This is a genomic window from Belnapia arida (assembly GCF_016773205.1).
Classification (GTDB): domain Bacteria; phylum Pseudomonadota; class Alphaproteobacteria; order Acetobacterales; family Acetobacteraceae; genus Belnapia; species Belnapia arida.
Genome location: NZ_JAETWB010000004.1, coordinates 89,099 through 107,344, shown reverse-complemented (window position 1 = coordinate 107,344; position 18,246 = coordinate 89,099). Strand labels below are relative to the sequence as shown.

Sequence of the window (18,246 nt, the reverse complement as noted above, 5' to 3'; positions counted from 1 at the left end):
CGTTCTTTGTGCTGCACCGCCGAAAAGGCAGAAGGATCATCTGCGGTGGGCGGTCGCGGGATGGGGAGCGACAAGGCGTGGCCCGGCGTCGAACAGCTTCTCCCGGTAGGTGCCCGGCGCGTAGCCGCGCTTGTAGGCGCCGCGCGCTTGCAATTCGGGCACCAGCAGGTCGACGACGGCCTCGATCCCCTCCGGCATCACCGTCCGGGCGAGGTTGAAGCCGTCGACATCCGCCGCCTCGGCGAAGCCGATCAGCGCCTCCGCCACCTCCGCCGCGCTGCCCACGATCGGGCGCTGCCGGCTGCCGAGGACGAACTGGTCGATGAGCTGCCGCTTGGTCCAGCCCGGGCCGAAGACCCGGCGCATGGCCTCGACATTGGAGCTGATGGCATCCGTCGCGGCGACCTCGATCGGCTCGTCGATGCCGAACCGGTCGAAGTCGATGCCGAGCGAGGCCGCGGCATGGGCCAGGGCGCCCTCGACGCTGGCATGGCGGCAGTACTCGGCCAGCAGGTCTTCCGCCTCGGCCCGCGTCCGGCCGACGATCAGCGTGGCGCCGGCGAAGATGCGGATCGGCCGCGGCGCCGCCCGCACCCGGAGGTCGGCGGTGAGGCGGGCGATATCCGCCGGCCGGCCGTAATTGACGAAGACGCATTCGGCATGCCGCGCGGCGAAGGCCCGGCCCCGGTCGGAGGCGCCGGCCTGGTAGAGCACCGGTGTCCGCTGCGGCGAGGGCTCGACCAGGAAGGGCCCGCCCCCGGCCACGTCACGCACACGCGACGGGTCGGCATAGACGCCCGACGCCCGGTCCCGCCGCACCGCGTCATCCGCCCAGGAGCCCTCCCAGAGCGCATAGGATCGGTCCATGAAGGCCTCGGCCGCGTCGTAGCGGTCGTCATGCGCCGCCTGCCTCTGCAGGCCCATGGCGCGGGCGGCGCTGTCGAGATAGCCGGTGACGATGTTCCAGCCGATCCGCCCGCCTGTCAGGTGGTCGAGGGTTGCCATCCGCCGGGCGAAGAGCGGCGGCGCCTCGTAGCTGAGGTTGCAGGTGACGCCGAAGCCCAGGTGCCGGGTCGCCGCCGCCATGGCCGGCACCAGCAGCATCGGGTCCAGCAGCGGGATCTGCACCGCGTTGCGGATGGCGGCATCCGGGCTGCCGCCCAGCACGTCGTAGACGCCGACCACATCGGCGAGGAACAGCCCATCGAAGAGCCCCCGCTCCAGGGTCCGCGCCAGCGCCATCCAGTAGTCGAGGCCGGTGTATTCCACCGAGCGGTCGCGGGGATGGGTCCACATCCCGTGCTGGATATGGCCGACGCAAGCCATATCGAAGGCGTTCAGGCGGATTTCGCGGGGCATGGCAGCCGGCTTAGCATAGCGCATGGACGCCATCGACCGCCGCATCCTCCGTGCCCTCCACCGCAATGCCCGGCTCACCAATGCCGAGCTGGCCGAGGAGGTCGGCCTCTCCCCCTCGCCCTGCTGGACGCGGGTGAAGCGGCTGGAGCAGGCCGGCGTCATCAAGGGCTATGTGGCGATCCTCGACCAGGCCGCGCTCGGCCTGCCGGACACCGTCATCATCGAGGTGATGATGGAGCGGCACGACGAGGAGAGCCTGCGCCGCTTCGAGCAGGCGGTCACCGAGATGCCGGAGGTGGTGGAGGCCTGGCTCGTCACCGGCGAGTACGACTACGTCATCAAGGCCGTGGTCGGCGGCACGGCGGGCTACGAGCGGCTGCTGCGGGAGAAGCTCTACCGCCTGCCCGGCGTGCGCCACACGCGGAGCAGCTTCACCCTGCGCAACCTGAAGCAGATCTGGACGCCGGCGCCCTAGGCCGGCGGCAGCACCCGCTCCGCGCGGTAGGCGGCGATCTGCCGCTCGAACATCGCCCAGCTGTCGACATGGCCGGTGAAGCCGGCCAGCCGCGCCGCGGTCATCGAATGCAGCACGTCGTAGTCCATGCCGAGGACGAAGTCGGCGAACGCCCAGCTCGCCACCGCCTCGATCGGCAAAGCGAGGCCGTGGCGCGCGCGGATGCCCTCCCAGACCGGCCCCTTGTCGGCCATCCAATGCGCCAGCCGCATCGGCCGCACGGCGCCGCAGGGCAGGCCGAACCGCTCGGCGAGGAAGGGCCAGAGGCCGCACCAGCGGAAGCAGTCGCCGTTGACGAGGTTGAAGGCCCGGTTGGCGCAGCGCGGTTCGCCGATCATCCAGAGCACGCCCTCGGCCAGCAGCGCGGCATCCGTCACCTCGTGCAGGGCGGTCCAGGTGCCGGGCTTGCCGGGGAAGTCGAGGGGCAGGCCGAGCGCCCGGCAGATCGCGGCATAGGCGCCGAGGGTCGAGACGAGGTTGCGCGCCCGGCCCGGCGCCACGTCGAGCACGAAGCTCGGCCGGCTGGCGTTCCAGGACCAATCCTTCCCCTGCTGGCGCGCGGCCACCAGGTCCTGCTGGTCGTAGTAGAAATTGGGCGGCATGTGGCGCGGGTCATCTTCCCGGGCCGGGGTGCGGAAGGGGCCGATATGCACCCCGTACCACTTGCCGCCATGCACCAGGTGCAGGTGGCGGAAGCGCGGCAGGCCGGCCTCCGCCGCGTCCAGCAGGTTGCGCAGCATCGCCAGGTTGGCGGCGACATCCTCCACCCCGCTCTCGCCATGCGGCGCGCGGGAGGCATAGACGAGATGGGTGATCTCCGGCCGCGCCGCCAGCGCGCGCGCCAGCCCCGCCGCGTCCTGCAGGTCGGCCGCGATCCAGTCCCCCGCCCCCTCCGGCACGCGGCGGGACAGGCCGATCGGGGCGAGGCCCGGCGTCAGCGCCGCCCGTTCGGCGATGCGAGTAGCCGCGGCGCCGCTGGCGCCGACGATCAGCAGGCTGCGTGCGTTGCTCATGGCCCCTCCCCCACGGGCCGACAGACTGGACCGCCCCCCGGCGGGGCGCCAGGGCCTGCCCGCCTGGGCCATGCCGGTGCTAGACTCGGCGAAACCTGTCCGGGAAAACGCCATGCCGACGCGCCGCCGCCTGCTGCTCGCCACGCCCGCCCTGCTCGCCGCGCCGGCCCTGGCGCAGACCGGCTTCGACCACACCATCCGGGTCGTCATCCCCTTCGCCCCGGGTGGCACCAGCGACATCCTCGCCCGCATCCTGGCGCCGGAGCTGACGAAGCAGCTCGGCCAGTCGGTGGTGGTGGAGAACCGGCCGGGCGCGGCCGGCAACCTGGGCGCCGATGCGGTGGCCAAGGCGCCGCCGGACGGCCACACCATCCTGCTGATCGATGCCGGCATCCTGGCGACGGCGCCGAGCCTCTTCACCCGCCTGCCCTTCGACGTCCGGCGCGACCTGGCGCCGGCGACCATGCTGATCTACGCGCCCTACATCCTCGCCGTGCATCCGAGCCTGCCGGCGAAGGACGCGGCGGAGCTCACCGCCTATGCCAAGGCCAACCCCGCCAAGGTCAACGTCGCCCATTCCGGCATCGGCGCCGCCAACCACCTGACGGCGCTGATGCTGACCCAAGCCTGGGGCACGGAGCCGGTTTTCGTCCCCTATCGCGGCGGGGCGGCGGCGCTCTCGGCGGCGGCGAGCGGCGAGGCGAACCTCATCATCAACGGCGCGACGGCGACGCAGCCCTTCGTGCAGAACGGCACGTTGCGCGGCATCGCCGTCTCGGGCGCGCATCGCCTTGCCGCCTTCCCGGCGCTGCCCACCTTCCGCGAGCTCGGCTGGCCCGCGGTCGACAGCGGCACCTGGCAAGGGGTGCTGTTGCCGGGCGGCACGCCCCAACCGATGATCGCCCGCTGGGACGAGGTGCTGCGGAGCGTCCTCGCCCAGCCGGAGGTGACGCGGCGCATCGCCGATCTCGGTGGCGAAGTCCGCGCCGAGGGTCCCGCCGCCTTCCGCGGCTGGCTTGCGAGCGAGACCGAGAGCTGGGGCGCCATCATCCGCGCCAACAACGTGAAGCTCGATTGAGCGCCAACGCAACCGCATCGGGCGCGTTACCGGTGTTGAACTGAGGCACCAGGGGCTGTATGGCCCCTGTCGCCGCCGCGGGGCCTCCCGCCGGCAACCCGACGACAGAGAGACCGATGGACCCCCACCCTAGGCGTGGCACTGCCCCGATCGCCCCCGCGGCGACGGTTGCGGTGCCGCCCGGAACAGCGAGACCCGCCTCCGGCCCGGTGCCAGGCGAGACGGGAGGCGCGGCCTAGGCGGCGCTTTCCCCGCTCGCCTCCACCCTTAGGCCCCGGACGGGATGGAGACGAGCGATGGCGAATGGCGCACTCACCCGCGATGCGACCCTCGGCACGACCTTGGCCGAGGCGCGTGATGTTTTCATGAAACGGCACGAGGCGGCGGAGCACCCCGCTATGCCGGCGGCCGCCCTGGCCCTGGGCGATGGCGAGGCCACGCCGGCGCCGAGGAACCCCTGGGCCGGCGTCGTGGCCACCCGCCTCTGTCGCGTCGCCCTCGCCCTGCCGAAGGCGGCGTAACCCGTCCGCAAGACTGCCCCGCAATGCGATTGCTGCCCGGCCCAACCCTGCCCCGCGCCCTTTTCGGGGCATTGGCCGGGGCTGCCTTGGCGCTGCTCGGCCTGCTTGGCCCGGCTGCGGCGCAGGGCTATGGCAGCGCCGCCGTCGCCAATGTCGGCCCGCCCGAGGCGGCGCTCTTCCCTGACCTCGCCGCGCTCCAGGATCGGCTGGAGGAGCAGGGCTGGATGCTGCGCGGCCAGGCGACCTTCGTGCTGCAGGGGCATCCGCGCTTCAACTCGCCTTATCGCGGCGAAGGCAGCCTCAGCCCGGCGGCGAATGCACGGAACACGCTGTCCACCGACCTCATCCTCGGCCGGCAGCTCTGGCGCGGCGCGGAGGTGATCGTCGATGCCTCGGTGACGCGCGGCTTCGGCCTCTCCAACTCCACCGGCGCCGCCGCCTTCCCGAACAACGAGGCCTTCCGCCTCGGCTCCACCGAGCCCACCTTCTTCGTCCCCCGCGCCTTCCTGCGCCAGACCATCGCCCTCTCCGGCGACACCGTGCCGGATGACGAGGACCCGCTGCGTTTCAACGGGCCGATGCCGCGGGAGCGGCTGACGATCACGCTCGGCAAATTCTCGGTCTGGGACATCTTCGACGACAACCTGTACGCGCATGACGCTCGCACCCAATTCATTAATTGGGGCCTGGTCGGCGCCGGCGCCTTCGACTTCGCGGCCGATGCGCGGGGCTGGACCTATGGCGCCGCGGTGGAGTGGGAGAACGGCGTCTGGGCGTTGCGGGCCGGAGCCTTCCAGGTGGCAAGGCGTGCCAATGGCCTCTTCATGGACCCGGGTATCACCCGCGCCTGGCAGGTGATCGGCCAGGTGGACCGCTTCTACGAGATCAATGGGCGGCCGGGCGCGGTGCGGCTGCTCTACGGCGCCTCCCGCGCCCGGCAATCCAGCTGGGGCGAACTGTTCGAGAACGGCTTCGAGAGTTTCGACAAGAACCCCTCCGGCTACCGGCTGAAGCAGATGGTGGCGCTCAACATGGAGCAGGCGCTGACCGACGACCTCGGCGCCTTCCTCCGCCTCTCCTGGAATGACGGCCGCACCCAAAACTGGATGTTCACCGAGATGGACCGCGCCATCTCCGCCGGCCTCTCGCTGCGTGGCGACCGCTGGGAGCGGCCGGCGGACACGATCGGCCTCGGCACCAATATCGGCTGGATCTCGTCCGGGCGGCGGCAATACCTGGAGGCGGGCGGCATCGGCTTCATCACCGGCGACGGGCGGCTGAATTACTCACCGGAGCTGGCGACGGAAATCTTCTACGATGCGCGCATCGCGCCCGGCCTCAGCATGGCACTCGACTACCAGCTCATCGCCAACCCGGCCTACAACGCCGACCGCGGGCCGGTGAACGTCTTCTCACTCAGGACGCGGGTCGCCTTCTGAACTCCATGGAGGCGATGGCTGATCTGCGCATGACGCGGGTGGTAATTTCGATGGACCCACGCCATACCACGACCATCATGCGTGACATCCCCACCCTCCAGGCCGACGACACCGCCATCCGCCTCGCCGGCCTCAGCAAGCGCTTCGCCGCGGGCGGGACGCTGGCGCTGAGCGACGTCTCGCTTGAGGTGCGCAGCGGCGAGATCTTCGGCATCGTCGGCCGCTCCGGCGCCGGCAAGTCCACCCTGGTGCGCACCGTCAACCTGCTGGAGAGGCCGGATACGGGCGCTGTCACCGTGCTCGGCCAGGACCTGCTCGGCCTTGATCCTGAGGCGCTGCGGGCGGCCCGGCGCGGCATCGGCATGGTCTTCCAGCACTTCAACCTGCACCACCGCCGGACAGTTGCGGAGAACATCGCCTTCCCGCTCGAGATCGCCGGCATCCCCCGCGCCGAGCGCGTTGCGCGCGTCGCCGAGTTGCTGCCGCTGGTCGGGCTGGAGGCGAAGCGGGATGCCTATCCGGCCCAGCTCTCGGGCGGGCAGAAGCAGCGCGTCGGCATCGCGCGCGCGCTCGCCAGCCGCCCGCGCATCCTGCTCTGCGACGAGGCGACCAGCGCGCTCGACCCGGAGACGACGGCCGAGATCCTGGCGCTGATCCGCGACCTGCGCGACCGGCTGCAGCTCACCGTGCTGCTCATCACCCATGAAATGGCGGTGGTGAAGTCGATCTGCGACCGCGTGGCGGTGATGGAGGCCGGGCGCGTCATCGAGCAGGGACCGGTGCTCGAGGTCTTCACCCGGCCGCGCCAGGAGACGACGCGGCGCTTCGTCGCCGAGGTGATCGGCCATGGCGTGCCGGCCGGGACGCTCGCCCGCCTGCCCGCGCCAAGGCCAGGCGAGGCGCGGCGGTTGGTGCAGGTACTCTTCCTCGGCCCGCACAGCACGCGCGCCGTCATCAGCGAGGCAAGCCGGGACTTCGGCATCAACCTCGACATCGCCGCCGGCCGCATCGACAGCATCGCCGGCGAGCCCTTCGGCGTGATGGCGCTCGCCGCCTATGGCCCGGCCGAGGCGCTGGAGGCGGCTTTCGCCTGGATGCGGGCCTTGGGCCTCGTCATCGAGGAGATCGCGGCATGAGCTGGCTCACCTCCATGATGCAGGACCTGCTGATCGAGGCGCTGGGCCAGACCCTCGTCATGGTCGGTGTCAGCACGGTGCTCGCCGTCACCTTCGGCCTGCCACTCGCCCTGCTGCTGCATGTGACCGGACCGGACGGCCTCACTCCGCGGCCCTGGCTGAACCGGCCGCTCGGCCTCGTCGTGAATGCCGCTCGGTCGACGCCCTTCATCATCCTGATGGTCGCCATCGTGCCCTTTACCCGGCTCGTCGCCGGCACCTCCATCGGCACCGGTGCGGCGATCGTGCCGCTGGCCCTCGCCGCGACCGCCTTCCTCGCCCGGCTCTTCGAGAATGCGCTGCGCGAGGTCGATTCCGGCGTGGTCGAGGCGGCCCAGGCCATGGGCGCCTCGCGCGGCCAGATCGTCTGGAAGGTGCTGGTGCCGGAGGCGCTGCCAGGGCTGATCGCCGCCGTCACCGTGGCGCTGGTCTCGCTGGTCGGCTTCTCCGCCATGGCGGGGGCGATCGGCGGCGGCGGGCTCGGCGACCTCGGCATCCGCTTCGGCTACCAGCGCTTCATGCCGGAGGTGATGGCGAGCGTCGTCCTCATCCTCATCCTGCTGGTGCAGGGCCTGCAGTCCATCGGGGACTGGCTGGTCCGCCGGCTGTCCCACCGTTGACCGGAGTACCCCGCATGATCCGCCGCCGCCCGCTGCTGCTCGCCGCTCTTGCCGCACCCTCTCTCGCTTACGCGCAGGAGATCGGCAGCGCTGCCCGACCGCTCCGCATCGGCGCGACGGCGGGGCCGCATGCCCAAGTGTTGGAAAAGGTGCGCGAGGTCGCGGCGCGCGACGGGCTCGTCCTGCGCATCACCGAATTCCAGGACTACATCCAGCCGAACGCGGCGCTGGCGGCGGGCGACCTCGATGCAAACAGCTACCAGCACCAGCCCTTCCTCGACCAGCAGGTGAAGGACCGCGGCCTGCCGCTGGTCGGCGTCGGCAAGACGCTGATCTTCCCGCTCGGCGTCTATTCCCGGAAGGTCAAGTCGCTGGCGGAGCTGCCGCAGGGCGGCCGCGTCGCCATCCCGAACGACCCGACCAATGGCGGCCGCGCCCTGGTGCTGCTGGCCTCCAAGGGCGCCTTCGGCCTGCGCCCGGGCAGCGACTTCCGTGCGACGGTCGCCGACATCACCGAGAACCCGCGCCGGCTGCGAGTCCTGGAGCTGGAGGCGGCGCAGCTGCCCCGCGTGCTGCAGGAGGTGGATGCAGCGGCGATCAACACCAATTTCGCCGTTCCCGCCGGGCTCAACCCGGTGAAGGACGCGATCGCGCTGGAGAGCGCCGATAGCCCTTATGCCAACCTCATCGCCGTGCGGCGGCAGGACCAGGCGGCGCCCTGGGTGCGGCGCCTGGTGGCAGCCTACCAGACGCAGGAAGTGAAGGATTTCGTCGCCGCCACCTTCCAGGGCGCGGTGGTACCCGCTTTCTGAGACCGTCCGTCAGGCGACGGTGACGGGGCCGAGCGGGTCGATCTGGGGGGCGCGCATGACGCGGTTCCGCCCGTCCTGCTTGGCTCGGTAGAGTGCCTGGTCCGCCGCCTCGACCAGCGCCTCCGGCCCGCGGGCAATGCGGCAGGAGGCTGGCTGCATGCCGGCCAACCCGACGCTGACGGTGACGACGCCGCATTCGAGGCCGCGACTGGCATGCGGCAAGCCGAGCGCCTCGACCTCATAGCGCAGCCGTTCGGCGACGGCCTCGGCGCCCTCGGCATCGGTCTCCGGCAGCAGCACGACGAATTCCTCGCCGCCATAGCGGGCGACGAGGTCGCCGGCCCGGCGGATCGTCGCCCCGACGGTGGCTGCCACCACCCGGAGGCAGGCATCGCCGCCCTGATGGCCGTAATGGTCGTTGTAGGATTTGAACCGGTCCACATCGACCATGATGAGGGCGATCGGCAGCCCCGCCTGCATGCAGCGCGCCCATTCCTGCCCGAGCGCCTCGTCGAAGGCGCGGCGGTTGGCGACGCCCGTCAGCGCATCGAACCGTGCCAAGCGGGCAAGCTGGGTCTCGAGCGCCTTTCGCTCGGTGATGTCGCGGGCCACGGCGACCACGCCGTCCAGCGCGCCGCTCGCCTCGTCCTTCACCACCTTCAGCGTCGCTTCCAGCCAGATCTCCGTCCCGTCGGCCCGCCAGCTCCGGTAGGTGATCATCGCCTCCTCCGCCTCACGCGTGCGCAACCGGGCGATCTCGGTCCGCACCGCCGGCATGTCCTCGGGGTGGATGTCCTCCGTCGCCGGCCGGCCGACCAGCTGCGCCGGGTCGCGTCCGACCAGGCGGAGCGCGGAGGGCGAGACATAGCGGCGGATGCCGTCCGAGCCGATGCGGGAGACGATGTCGCTGGTATTCTCGGCCAGCAGGCGGAACTCCGCCTCGCTCTGCCGCGCCGCCTGCTCCGCCGTCTGGCGCCGGCCGAGCTCCAGCCGCAGCCGCCAGAGGGCGGCGAGCAGCGCCGTGACCAGCACCAGCGTCGTCCCGCCGATGACGAAGGCCCGCGGCCGCCACTCGGCCTCGATGGCTTCGATCGAGATGCCGAGGTTAAGGATCAGCGGCAGGCCCTCGATGCGCTTGAACACGTAGAAGCGCTCGACCTTGTCGCGGCCGGAGATGCTGCGGTAATGCCCCTCGGCCGCGTTCGGGATGGCGCGGAAGGCGGTGCCCTGGCTGAGATCCTGGCCGATCAGCCCCGGCTCCTCCGGCATGCGCATCAGGACGATGCCGTCCTCGCGCAACAGGGTGATCCGCCCGCTCGGGCCCAGGGCGAGGCTGCCGAAGATGTCCCTGAAATAGTCGAGCTTCAATGCGGCGACCACGACCCCACCAAGGCTGCCATCCGGCCTGTCCCAGCGGCGGCTGAGGGCCAGCCGCCACTCTCCGCTGCCCCGTCCGACGAAGGCGCGGCTGAGGAAGAGCCCAGCCTCGGTACCGGCCTGATGCACCCTGAAATAGTCCCGGTCGGCCAGGCTGAGCCCCTGCAGGCCGACGCCGCCGGTATCGCTTACCACCACGCCCTCGGCATCGAGGATGATGACCGAGCCGAGATGCCGCGCGGTGGCCGAACGGTCGAAGACGGGGGTGTGGAGCAGGCGCTCGCGATGGACGCCTTGGCCCTGGCGCAGCCGCTCGGCGACGTCGAGCAGGGCGAGGTCGAGCGTGCCGAGGGTGCGGGCGATGTCCTGGCCGACCGCACGGTTGAGGTTCAGCGACGCCTCGGTCGCCTCGGCCCAGCGATCGGCGCGCATCTCCAGGATGACGGCGATGGCGAGGACGCAAAAGCCAAGCACCACGAGCAGACTGAGAGCGGCGGTCCACCCGCTTCGCATGACCTCCCAGACCGACCGCATCGACGACAAACCCCCGGACCGGTATTTACACCAGCGCACGGAAAGCAGACAGGAAAATGCACCGAAAGGTGGTAGGGGCGGCGGGATTCGAACCCGCACGGGCTTGCGCCCGAGGGATTTTAAGTCCCTTCCGGCTACCGTTTCGGCACGCCCCCGTGCTTGCCGAGGCTAGCACGCACGAGCCATGAAGGCATCACCGCATGCAGCGGAGGAAGACGGTCGAGGGATGCGCAACCTCCCCGACCTCGGCCGCGTTGCGCAGCGCCGAGCCGGTGGTCGGTGCCAGCCGTGGCTGGATGCTGTTGCGGCGAAGGAAATCGACCACTTCATTACCCTTCACAGCGAAATTGACGTTCTGCGGGATGTCCCCGGTGGATTGGGCGATGCGCTGGGCATTCAGCTTTGACACGACGACACCCACCACATTGCCGCCGAGATCGAGCAGCGGACCGCCGGAATTGCCCGGCTGCACCGGCGCGCTGATCTGGAACTGCGTCTGGTTGTCTCGCAGCCCGGCCAGTGCCGAGATCTCTCCCGTGGTCAGGGTCGGGCCGGAGGAAAGCAGGCCGGCCAGCGGGAAGCCATAGGTGACGACACCCTCGCCGCGCCGCAGCTCCGGCCCGCTGCGGAAGCTGAGCACCGGTCCAGGGTCGCCGCCCTGCACGGTCAGCAGGGCGAGGTCCCGCTGCTCATCCGTTGCGCCGACGCGGGCGGTCAGCTCGGCGCCAGTGGAGGTGCGAACGCGCATTTCCGAGCACTGCCGTGCCACATGGTAGTTGGTGAGGATGCGGGAGGGCGCGACGACGAAGCCGGTGCCGGAGGAGACGGCACGCGGCCCGCCCGGCGACGCACCGAAGGGCCCGCTGCCCGGCGGCAGGGGCGGCGGCTTGCCGCCCGGCACCGCGGCGACGGCCGGGCCTGACGGAACGGGCGATGCGCCGAGCGGCGGCGGCTTGCCGCCCGGCTCCGCCGGCGCCGGGTTCACCCCGAGCGGCGGCGGCTTGCCTTGCGACCAAGCCGGGCCCAGCCCGGTGGCGATCAGGCAGATTGCAACGGGCAGCACGAGCTTGCGCATGGCGCGAGCCTGCCGCTGGCCGGTAGGTCGGGTCAACATCACAACATCTGCCCCTCGGTCACGCTCAGAGCAGCCCCTCCCGCCGGAGGGAGACCTGCCGCCCGTTGCCGATGATGAGATGGTCATGCAGGTGGATGTCGAAAACGGCGGCGGCGGCCTTGATCTGCGCGGTCATCTGCAAGTCGGCGCGCGAGGGGGTCGGGTCGCCCGAGGGGTGGTTGTGGACCAGGACCAGCGCCGTCGCCTGCAACTCCAGCGCGCGCCTCACCACCTCGCGCGGATAGACCGGGCTGTGGTTCACCGTGCCGCGGCCCTGCACCTCGTCGGCGATCAGCTGGTTGCGGGCGTCGAGGAAGAGCACATGCACCTCCTCCACCCGCGCCCTGGCCAGGCTGGCGGCGAGGTAGTCGAGCAGCCGCTCCCAGGAGTCTAGCAGCGGCCGGTCCAGCAAATCGGCCCGTGCCAGGCGAAGGGCGGCGGCCTGCACCGTCTTCAGCGCGGCGGCCCCGGCTTCCTTCACCCCCTCCACTTGGCAGAGTTCGGCGGCCGGCGCGGCGATGGCATTGGCGAAGCTGCCGAAGCGGGCCATCAGCGCGCGGGCGATCGGCTTGGTATCCTGCCGCGGCAGGGCGAGGAAGAGCACCATCTCGAGCAGCTCGTAATCGGCGAGCGCCTCGGGCCCGGCGGTAAGCAGGCGCTGGCGCATGCGGGCACGATGGCCGAGATGGCCTAGCGCAACCTCCGGCATCTTGAGCGGCAAGGCCAGCAGCCCCATATCGGCGAAGCCCTTCGCTTTCCCGCCCTTCGGCATCCCTGGCCCCATCTGCACGGGGCCAGACTACACGATACTCATATGGAACGAAAAGCCGCTAGACCTCGTAGGGCGGCTTGTGCAGCCCGGCGGGGGAGTAGGTGAAGACCTCCGCCCCCGTCTCGGTGACGCCGACCATGTGCTCGAACTGAGCGGAGAGGCTGCGGTCCCGCGTCACCGCCGTCCAGCCATCGTCGAGGATCTTCACCTCCGGCCGGCCGGCATTCACCATCGGCTCGATGGTGAAGAACATGCCGGGGCGGAGCGTCGGCCCCTCGCCGGGGCGGCCGAAATGCAGCACGTTCGGCGGCTCGTGGAAACGCCGGCCGATGCCATGGCCGCAGAAATCCCGCACCACGGCGAAGCGGTGGCGCTCCACGAAGCTCTGGATGGCATGGCCGATATCGCCGAGCGTCGCCCCCGGCTTCACGACCTCGATGCCCCGCATCAGCGACTCATAGGTGACGTCGAGCAGCAGCCGCGCCTTGGTCGAGGCGGTGCCGGCGACATACATCCGGCTGGTATCGCCATGCCAGCCGTCGAGGATGACGGTGACGTCGATGTTCACCACATCGCCATCCATCAGCACCCGCTCGCCGGGGATGCCGTGGCAGACGACATGGTTGATCGAGGTGCAGATCGACTTGGGATAGCCGCGATAGCCAAGCGGCGCCGGCACCGCGCCCTTCGACAGGATGTGCTCGTGGCAGATGCGGTCCAGTTCGGCGGTGGAGACGCCGGGACGGACGTGCGGGGTGATGAGGTCGAGCGTCTCGGCGGCCAGCTGGCCGGCCCGCCGCATGCCCGCGAAGTCATCGACGGAATGAAGGGTGATGCGGCGTGCGTCGCCGCCCTGCTGGTCCATGGTCTTCGACTGTCTCTGCATTCGGCGGTTGCGCCCAAGATGATCGCGGGGCGCCCTCGGTGCAATACTTGCGAGGCCCGCGACATGTCGCGGACGCGCGAGGTCAGCCCCCGGCGCGTTCGCCCGCGCTGCGCTCCTCGACGCCGAGGGCATCGGCCAGCCGGGCATTGGCGCTGCCGGGGCGGGCGGGCCGGCTCTGGCTCTCATGCGGCGCCCAGCCGGTCATCATCAGCAGGCGGAAAGAGGCGGGGATGCCCTCCGGCTCCTGCGGCAGTCCGGCCAGCGCCATCGGCAGCAGGGCGCGGGGCGGAATGCGCCCGTCGCGGGCCAGCACGGCATTGGCCTCGCCCGCTGCCCTCAGGTCCCGCAGCAGGCCGAGCGGTGTGCGGTACCGCAGCGGCAGGGTTTCCCCATCGGCGACCGGCAGGGCGAAGCCGGCCCGCTGCAACAGCCCCGCCAGGTCGCGCAACTCCGGGAAGGGCGAGACGCGGGGCGACAGGCCGCCGCGCAGTGCGCTCTCAGCCCCGGCCAGCGCCTCGCGCAATTCCTGCAAAGTGCCGAAGCCGGGCAGCGAGGCAAGGAACAGCCCGTCCGGCCGCAGCACCCGGCGAATCTGCACCAGCGCCCCCGGCAGGTCGTTCACCCAATGCAGGGCAAGGTTGGCGACGACTAGGTCGAAGCTTTCCGGGGCGAAGGGCAGCGCCTCCTCGTCGCCCGCTACCGGCAGGCCCCCGGCCCCGGCCGCCATGCGCGCCGAGAGGTCCATCGAGACCACGAAGGGGATGCCCCGCGCCCGGAGCCGCGGCGGCACCACCCCGCGCCCGCCGAGGTCGAGCGCCCGGGTGAAGCGGCGGGTGATGTCGTCCAGCCGGTCGAGCAGCCGTTCGGCCGCCTCTTCCAGCACCGGCGCCACCTGCGCGACGGTGCCGGCGGCGCGGTCGCGGCGGAGGCGCACCAGGTGGCGGTCGAAGACACGCATCGGGTCGGGGCTGCTCATGCCCGGCAAGTGGGGCCGCGAGGGGCCGGTGTCAGGGGGTGCGCAGCGCGGCGAGGATGGCCGAGGCGAAGGCGCGGGCGTCCGCCGGCGGCGCGTCCTGCCGGGGCACCGCCACGCGCAGCCGCAGCACGCCGCCGCCGACCCCGCCGGCGCAAACCAGCCCCTGCACCCGCTCCCGCCCGTAGGAGCCGGAGGTCTCGGCGCAGCGCAGCAGCGCGGGGCCGCCGGTGGGCAGGGTAAAGCGCGCCTCCTCCCGCATCCGCCGCGGCGGGACGGGGCGGAGCGCTTCCTGCAGGAGGTCGTTGAAGGCCGCTTCGGCATCGGCGCTGCCGGCGCCCTCGGGCAGCGTCACGCCCGGCAGGCGGTAGAGCTGCACGGTGGCGCCGGCCGCGACCATGCCCGCGGTGCGGTAGCCGATTTCGCGCCCTGCCTCGCCGCGCGACAAGGGCGTGGTGGCGCCGCGAAGGAAGCCGGCCGCCTGCTCCGGCAGGCGGGCGGCGAGGTCGGTGGGGCCGGCGGGGCGCGGTGCCGGCGTCGTCGCCGCCGGCACCGCGCAGCCGGCAAGCAGCAGCGCCGCCGCGACGGCCTCTTGGCCCGACCTCACCCGCTCAGCCCTCGCGGCCGACGACCAGGGCCGGGCTGCGCTCCAGCGCGGCATGGCCGGTACCGTACATCCCCACGAGGCGGTGTGCGTCCTCAAGGACCATCTTGACTCCGATCCAGACGATCAGCGCCACGCCGAGATAGGCGATCCAGCGGTAGCGCTCGAGCAGCTTCGAGATCAGCGTCGCCGCGACACCCATCAGCAGGATGGAGATGACGAGGCCGACGATGAGCATCGGCATGTTGCCGACCGCGGCGCCGGCCACGGCGAGGACGTTGTCGAGGCTCATCGAGACATCGGCAATGACGATCTGGCGCAGCGCGGTCCCCATCGTCTTGGTCTCATGCGGGGCGTGCGCTCCCTCGGCATCGGCCCTGTCCTCGTTCCGCAGCTCCTTGAAGAAGCTGTAGGCGATCCACAGCAACACCAGCCCGCCCACCAGCAGCAGGCCCGGGACCGCCAGCAGCCAGACGGCGGCGAGGCTGAGGAAGATGCGCAGCACCACCGCCAGCACCATGCCGAACATGATCGCCTTGGCGCGCTGCTCGGCCGGCAGCCCGGCGGCGGCGAGGGCGATGAGCACCGCATTGTCGCCCGAGAGGATGATGTTGACGCCGAGGATCTGCCCCAGCAGCAGCCAATTCCAGCTCTCGGAAAAAGACGACAGATCCATGCGGCAGGCTCCGGCCGGGTGACAGTGGCGACAACGGCCGGGATTCCGGCGCGGCGCACCCTAGGGGAGCGATTTCGGCCTGTGAAGTCGGCGCCCGTCTCAGGAACGGGCGCCAAGTGCCTCTTTACATTGCCAATTTTTCATCAATCCCGGTCGGCGGCCCGGCGCAGCAACGTCACCGTCCCCGTCGCCAGGGCAGCGACCACCACCACCTGCAGCGCCGTCGCCGCCGCCCAGATCCAGGCCGGGAAGACATGCGGCACCGCCAGGTAGCCGAGCGGCAGCAGCAGGTAGGCATAGGCGCCGGGCACCTGGTCGGCGACCTGATGCGTCCCTTGCCAGATCATGTCCACCGCCACGTAGAGGATGACGGCGAGCCCCACCCAGGCAATCCAGCGGTGCTTGTTCAACAGGTTGGCGATGAGCGTCGCCGCCACCCCCATCAGCACCACCGAGATGGCGAGGCCGCCGACCAGCACCCAGGTGTGCTCCTTCGCCGCCCCGGCCACGGCGAGGACGTTGTCGAGGCTCATCGACACGTCGGCGACCAGGATCTGGATGATGGCCTGGCCGAGCGTCTTGTTCGGCGGCGCCGTGGCCTCGGCCTCGGCGAGCGTCGCCTCGGACGGGGCCTCGTGATGCGAGCGGAGTTCGCGGAACATCTTCCAGCAGACCCAGAGCAGCAGCACGCCGCCCGCCAGGGTGATGCCGACTATGGCAAGAAGTTGTGCGGTGATGGCAGCGAAGCCGATGCGCATCACCGTCGCCGCCGCGATGCCCCAAAGGATCGCCTTCTGCCGCTGCTCCGCCGGCAGCCCGGCCGCGGCCATGCCGACGACGATGGCATTGTCTCCCGCCAGGACGAGGTCGATGAACAACACCTGGGCGAGTGGGACGAGCCATTCGGGCATGAGCATGCAATCCTTGAGGAGCCGGGCGCAGATAAATATACGTCAATCTTTCTGCAAGCCCAATCGGCAGCAGGGTGGCGGCCTTGCCATCCGCGCCTGCGGGGTCCAAACCGCGCCCTTCCCGCCCCTGACGCCCGAGGCCCGGATGGTCCCCCGCTATACCCGCCCGCAGATGGCCGCGATCTGGTCGCCGGAAGAGCGCTTCCGCATCTGGTTCGAGATCGAGGCCCTGGCCGCCGAGGCCATGGCCCGGCTCGGCACCATCCCCGAGGACGCGGCCCGCGTGATCCGCGAGAAGGGCGCTCCCCGCGCCGCCTCCATCGGCCCCGCCGAGGTCGAGGCGATCGACGCCATCGAGCGCGTCACCCGCCATGACGTCATCGCCTTCCTCACCTGGATGGGCGAGGGGATCGGGCCCGAGGCCCGTTTCATGCACCAGGGCATGACCAGCTCCGACGTGCTCGACACCTGCCTCGCGGTGCAGATGACCCGGGCGGCGGACCTGCTGGTCGCCGATCTCGACGCGCTGCTGGCGGCGCTGCAAGCCCGCGCCTTCGAGCACCAGTTCACACCCACCATCGGCCGCAGCCACGGCATCCATGCCGAGCCGACCACCTTCGGCCTGAAGCTCGCCGGGTATTACGCCGAGTTCCGCCGCAACCGTGACCGGCTGATCGCGGCGAGGGCGGAGATCGCCACCTGCGCCATCAGCGGCCCGGTCGGCACCTTTGCGAGTGTCGACCCGCGCGTGGAGGCCTATGTCGCCGAGAAGCTGGGGCTGGCCGTCGAGCCGGTCTCCACCCAGGTCATCCCGCGCGACCGCCATGCCGCCTTCTTCGCCGCGCTCGGCGTCGTCGCCTCATCAATTGAGCGGCTGGCGACCGAGGTGCGCCACCTCCAGCGCAGCGAGGTGCGCGAGGCCGAGGAGTTCTTCCATGCCGGGCAGAAGGGCTCCTCCGCCATGCCGCACAAGCGGAACCCGGTGCTGTCGGAGAACCTGACCGGCCTCGCCCGGCTGGTCCGCAGCCATGTCGTCCCGGCCATGGAGAATGTCGCGCTCTGGCATGAGCGGGACATCAGCCATTCCAGCGTCGAGCGGGTGATCGCACCGGATGCCACCATCGGCCTCGACTTCGCCCTCGCCCGCCTCACGGGCATGATGGAGAAGCTGACGGTCTATCCCGAGCGGATGGCTGAGAACCTGGAGGGGCTCGGCGGCGTGGTCCATTCGCAGAAGGTGCTGCTGGCGCTGACCCAGGCGGGAATGAGCCGCGAAGCCGCCTATGCCGCCGTCCAGGCCGCCGCCATGGCCACGTGGCGGGCGCTCGGGCGGCCGGAGTCCCGCCGCTTCCGCGACAACCTCCTGGCCGAGCCGGGCGTCGCGGCGGTGATGGACGGGGCGGCGCTGGATGCGGCAATGGACCCGGCGCGTGACTTCGCCCATGTGCGCACCATATTCGACAGGGTCTTCGCGGCGGAGTGATCCGCCGCCCCGGGCGGGCCGCGGGATTGCCGCGTTTCCGCCGCAAGCAGGGCGCTACATTCCCTGCTAGCAAGGAGGATCGGTCGCCATGCGCGCCCTTCGACTGACCATTCTCGCCCTGGCCGGCCTCGTCGCCGGCCTGGCCCTGGCGCCCGCGACGGGTGAGGCGCAGCCCTATTGGTATGGCCGCCCGCATGGCCATGGCTATGGCCACTACCGGCCGCCACCGCCGCGCTACTGGGGCCCGCCGCCGCGCTACTACGCGCCGCCTCCGCCGCCGGTCTATTACCGGCCGCCGCCGCCCGCCTACTACGCACCGCCGCCGCGCTACTACGCCCCGCCCCCGCCACCGCCGGGCTTCGGCTTCTACATCCGCTAAGGCGGA

Annotated in this window: 18 protein-coding genes, 1 tRNA gene and 1 pseudogene; 9 read left to right on the top strand and 11 right to left on the bottom strand. The window is 71.2% G+C overall.

The window, feature by feature from the left end; translation table 11 throughout:
• Positions 1-36 precede the first annotated feature (36 nt).
• Positions 37-1,359 (bottom strand): LLM class flavin-dependent oxidoreductase, encoded by a 1,323-nt coding sequence (locus JMJ56_RS12200; RefSeq protein ID WP_202832044.1) that lies wholly within the window; start codon positions 1,357-1,359, stop codon positions 37-39.
• A 22-nt stretch (positions 1,360-1,381) separates the two neighbouring features.
• Here JMJ56_RS12200 and JMJ56_RS12195 point away from each other — a divergent pair, with 22 nt between their 5' ends.
• Positions 1,382-1,834, top strand: coding sequence for an Lrp/AsnC family transcriptional regulator (locus JMJ56_RS12195; protein ID WP_202832042.1), 453 nt, complete (start codon positions 1,382-1,384; stop codon positions 1,832-1,834).
• Here JMJ56_RS12195 and JMJ56_RS12190 read toward each other — a convergent pair.
• Positions 1,831-2,886 carry an SDR family oxidoreductase gene (locus tag JMJ56_RS12190; protein ID WP_202832040.1) on the bottom strand — a complete coding sequence of 352 codons (1,056 nt, stop codon included), beginning with the start codon at positions 2,884-2,886 and terminating at the stop codon, positions 1,831-1,833. The two genes, JMJ56_RS12195 and JMJ56_RS12190, sit on opposite strands and share 4 nt — an antisense overlap.
• A gap of 112 nt (positions 2,887-2,998) precedes the next feature.
• On the opposite strand from JMJ56_RS12190, the gene JMJ56_RS12185 reads away from it, so the two are divergent.
• The 6 genes from JMJ56_RS12185 to JMJ56_RS12160 all read left to right on the top strand — a co-directional run bounded on the left by JMJ56_RS12185 (position 2,999) and on the right by JMJ56_RS12160 (position 8,531).
• Positions 2,999-3,964: a Bug family tripartite tricarboxylate transporter substrate binding protein gene (locus JMJ56_RS12185; RefSeq protein ID WP_202832038.1), complete on the top strand. Its 966-nt coding sequence runs from the start codon at positions 2,999-3,001 to the stop codon at positions 3,962-3,964.
• 296 nt (positions 3,965-4,260) lie between these two features.
• Positions 4,261-4,485, top strand: coding sequence for a hypothetical protein (locus JMJ56_RS12180; protein WP_202832036.1), 225 nt, complete (start codon positions 4,261-4,263; stop codon positions 4,483-4,485).
• A gap of 23 nt (positions 4,486-4,508) precedes the next feature.
• Complete coding sequence (locus tag JMJ56_RS12175; RefSeq protein WP_202832034.1) at positions 4,509-5,924, top strand: carbohydrate porin; 1,416 nt, start codon at positions 4,509-4,511, stop codon at positions 5,922-5,924.
• A gap of 14 nt (positions 5,925-5,938) precedes the next feature.
• Positions 5,939-7,060, top strand: a complete 1,122-nt coding sequence (locus tag JMJ56_RS12170) for a methionine ABC transporter ATP-binding protein (RefSeq protein ID WP_236037695.1) — start codon at positions 5,939-5,941, stop codon at positions 7,058-7,060.
• Entirely contained in the window at positions 7,057-7,719 is a 663-nt protein-coding gene (locus JMJ56_RS12165; protein WP_202832032.1) for a methionine ABC transporter permease, read from the top strand. The genes JMJ56_RS12170 and JMJ56_RS12165 overlap by 4 nt, the downstream gene beginning before the upstream one ends.
• A 14-nt stretch (positions 7,720-7,733) precedes the next feature.
• Positions 7,734-8,531, top strand: a complete 798-nt coding sequence (locus JMJ56_RS12160; RefSeq protein WP_202832030.1) for a MetQ/NlpA family ABC transporter substrate-binding protein — start codon at positions 7,734-7,736, stop codon at positions 8,529-8,531.
• A gap of 9 nt (positions 8,532-8,540) precedes the next feature.
• Here the strand turns inward: JMJ56_RS12160 and JMJ56_RS12155 are convergent, their stop codons facing one another.
• The 9 genes and pseudogenes from JMJ56_RS12155 to JMJ56_RS12115 all read right to left on the bottom strand — a co-directional run.
• Positions 8,541-10,421 (bottom strand): diguanylate cyclase, encoded by a 1,881-nt coding sequence (locus JMJ56_RS12155; RefSeq protein WP_202832028.1) that lies wholly within the window; start codon positions 10,419-10,421, stop codon positions 8,541-8,543.
• A gap of 90 nt (positions 10,422-10,511) precedes the next feature.
• Positions 10,512-10,597 (bottom strand) — tRNA-Leu (locus JMJ56_RS12150).
• A 38-nt stretch (positions 10,598-10,635) separates the two neighbouring features.
• Positions 10,636-11,517: a S1C family serine protease gene (locus tag JMJ56_RS12145; RefSeq protein ID WP_236037694.1), complete on the bottom strand. Its 882-nt coding sequence runs from the start codon at positions 11,515-11,517 to the stop codon at positions 10,636-10,638.
• 64 nt (positions 11,518-11,581) lie between these two features.
• On the bottom strand, positions 11,582-12,292 hold the full coding sequence (radC, locus tag JMJ56_RS12140) for a RadC family protein (protein ID WP_236037718.1): 711 nt from the start codon (positions 12,290-12,292) through the stop codon (positions 11,582-11,584).
• 94 nt (positions 12,293-12,386) lie between these two features.
• Positions 12,387-13,214, bottom strand: coding sequence for a type I methionyl aminopeptidase (map, locus tag JMJ56_RS12135; RefSeq protein WP_407927904.1), 828 nt, complete (start codon positions 13,212-13,214; stop codon positions 12,387-12,389).
• Positions 13,215-13,296: 82 nt separating this feature from the next.
• Positions 13,297-14,172 carry a methyltransferase domain-containing protein gene (locus JMJ56_RS12130; protein ID WP_236037693.1) on the bottom strand — a complete coding sequence of 292 codons (876 nt, stop codon included), beginning with the start codon at positions 14,170-14,172 and terminating at the stop codon, positions 13,297-13,299.
• A 49-nt stretch (positions 14,173-14,221) separates the two neighbouring features.
• Positions 14,222-14,794 carry a hypothetical protein gene (locus JMJ56_RS12125; RefSeq protein WP_202832014.1) on the bottom strand — a complete coding sequence of 191 codons (573 nt, stop codon included), beginning with the start codon at positions 14,792-14,794 and terminating at the stop codon, positions 14,222-14,224.
• A 4-nt stretch (positions 14,795-14,798) separates the two neighbouring features.
• Complete coding sequence (locus JMJ56_RS12120) at positions 14,799-15,467, bottom strand: TerC family protein (RefSeq protein WP_202832012.1); 669 nt, start codon at positions 15,465-15,467, stop codon at positions 14,799-14,801.
• 308 nt (positions 15,468-15,775) lie between these two features.
• Positions 15,776-16,384, bottom strand: a pseudogene (locus JMJ56_RS12115) (TerC family protein); the annotation flags it as partial.
• A gap of 139 nt (positions 16,385-16,523) precedes the next feature.
• Here JMJ56_RS12115 and purB point away from each other — a divergent pair.
• Together purB and JMJ56_RS12105 are read left to right on the top strand one after the other, a co-directional pair.
• Positions 16,524-17,861 carry an adenylosuccinate lyase gene (gene purB / locus JMJ56_RS12110; RefSeq protein WP_202832008.1) on the top strand — a complete coding sequence of 446 codons (1,338 nt, stop codon included), beginning with the start codon at positions 16,524-16,526 and terminating at the stop codon, positions 17,859-17,861.
• An 88-nt stretch (positions 17,862-17,949) separates the two neighbouring features.
• Positions 17,950-18,240, top strand: coding sequence for a hypothetical protein (locus tag JMJ56_RS12105; protein WP_202832006.1), 291 nt, complete (start codon positions 17,950-17,952; stop codon positions 18,238-18,240).
• Positions 18,241-18,246 lie beyond the last annotated feature (6 nt).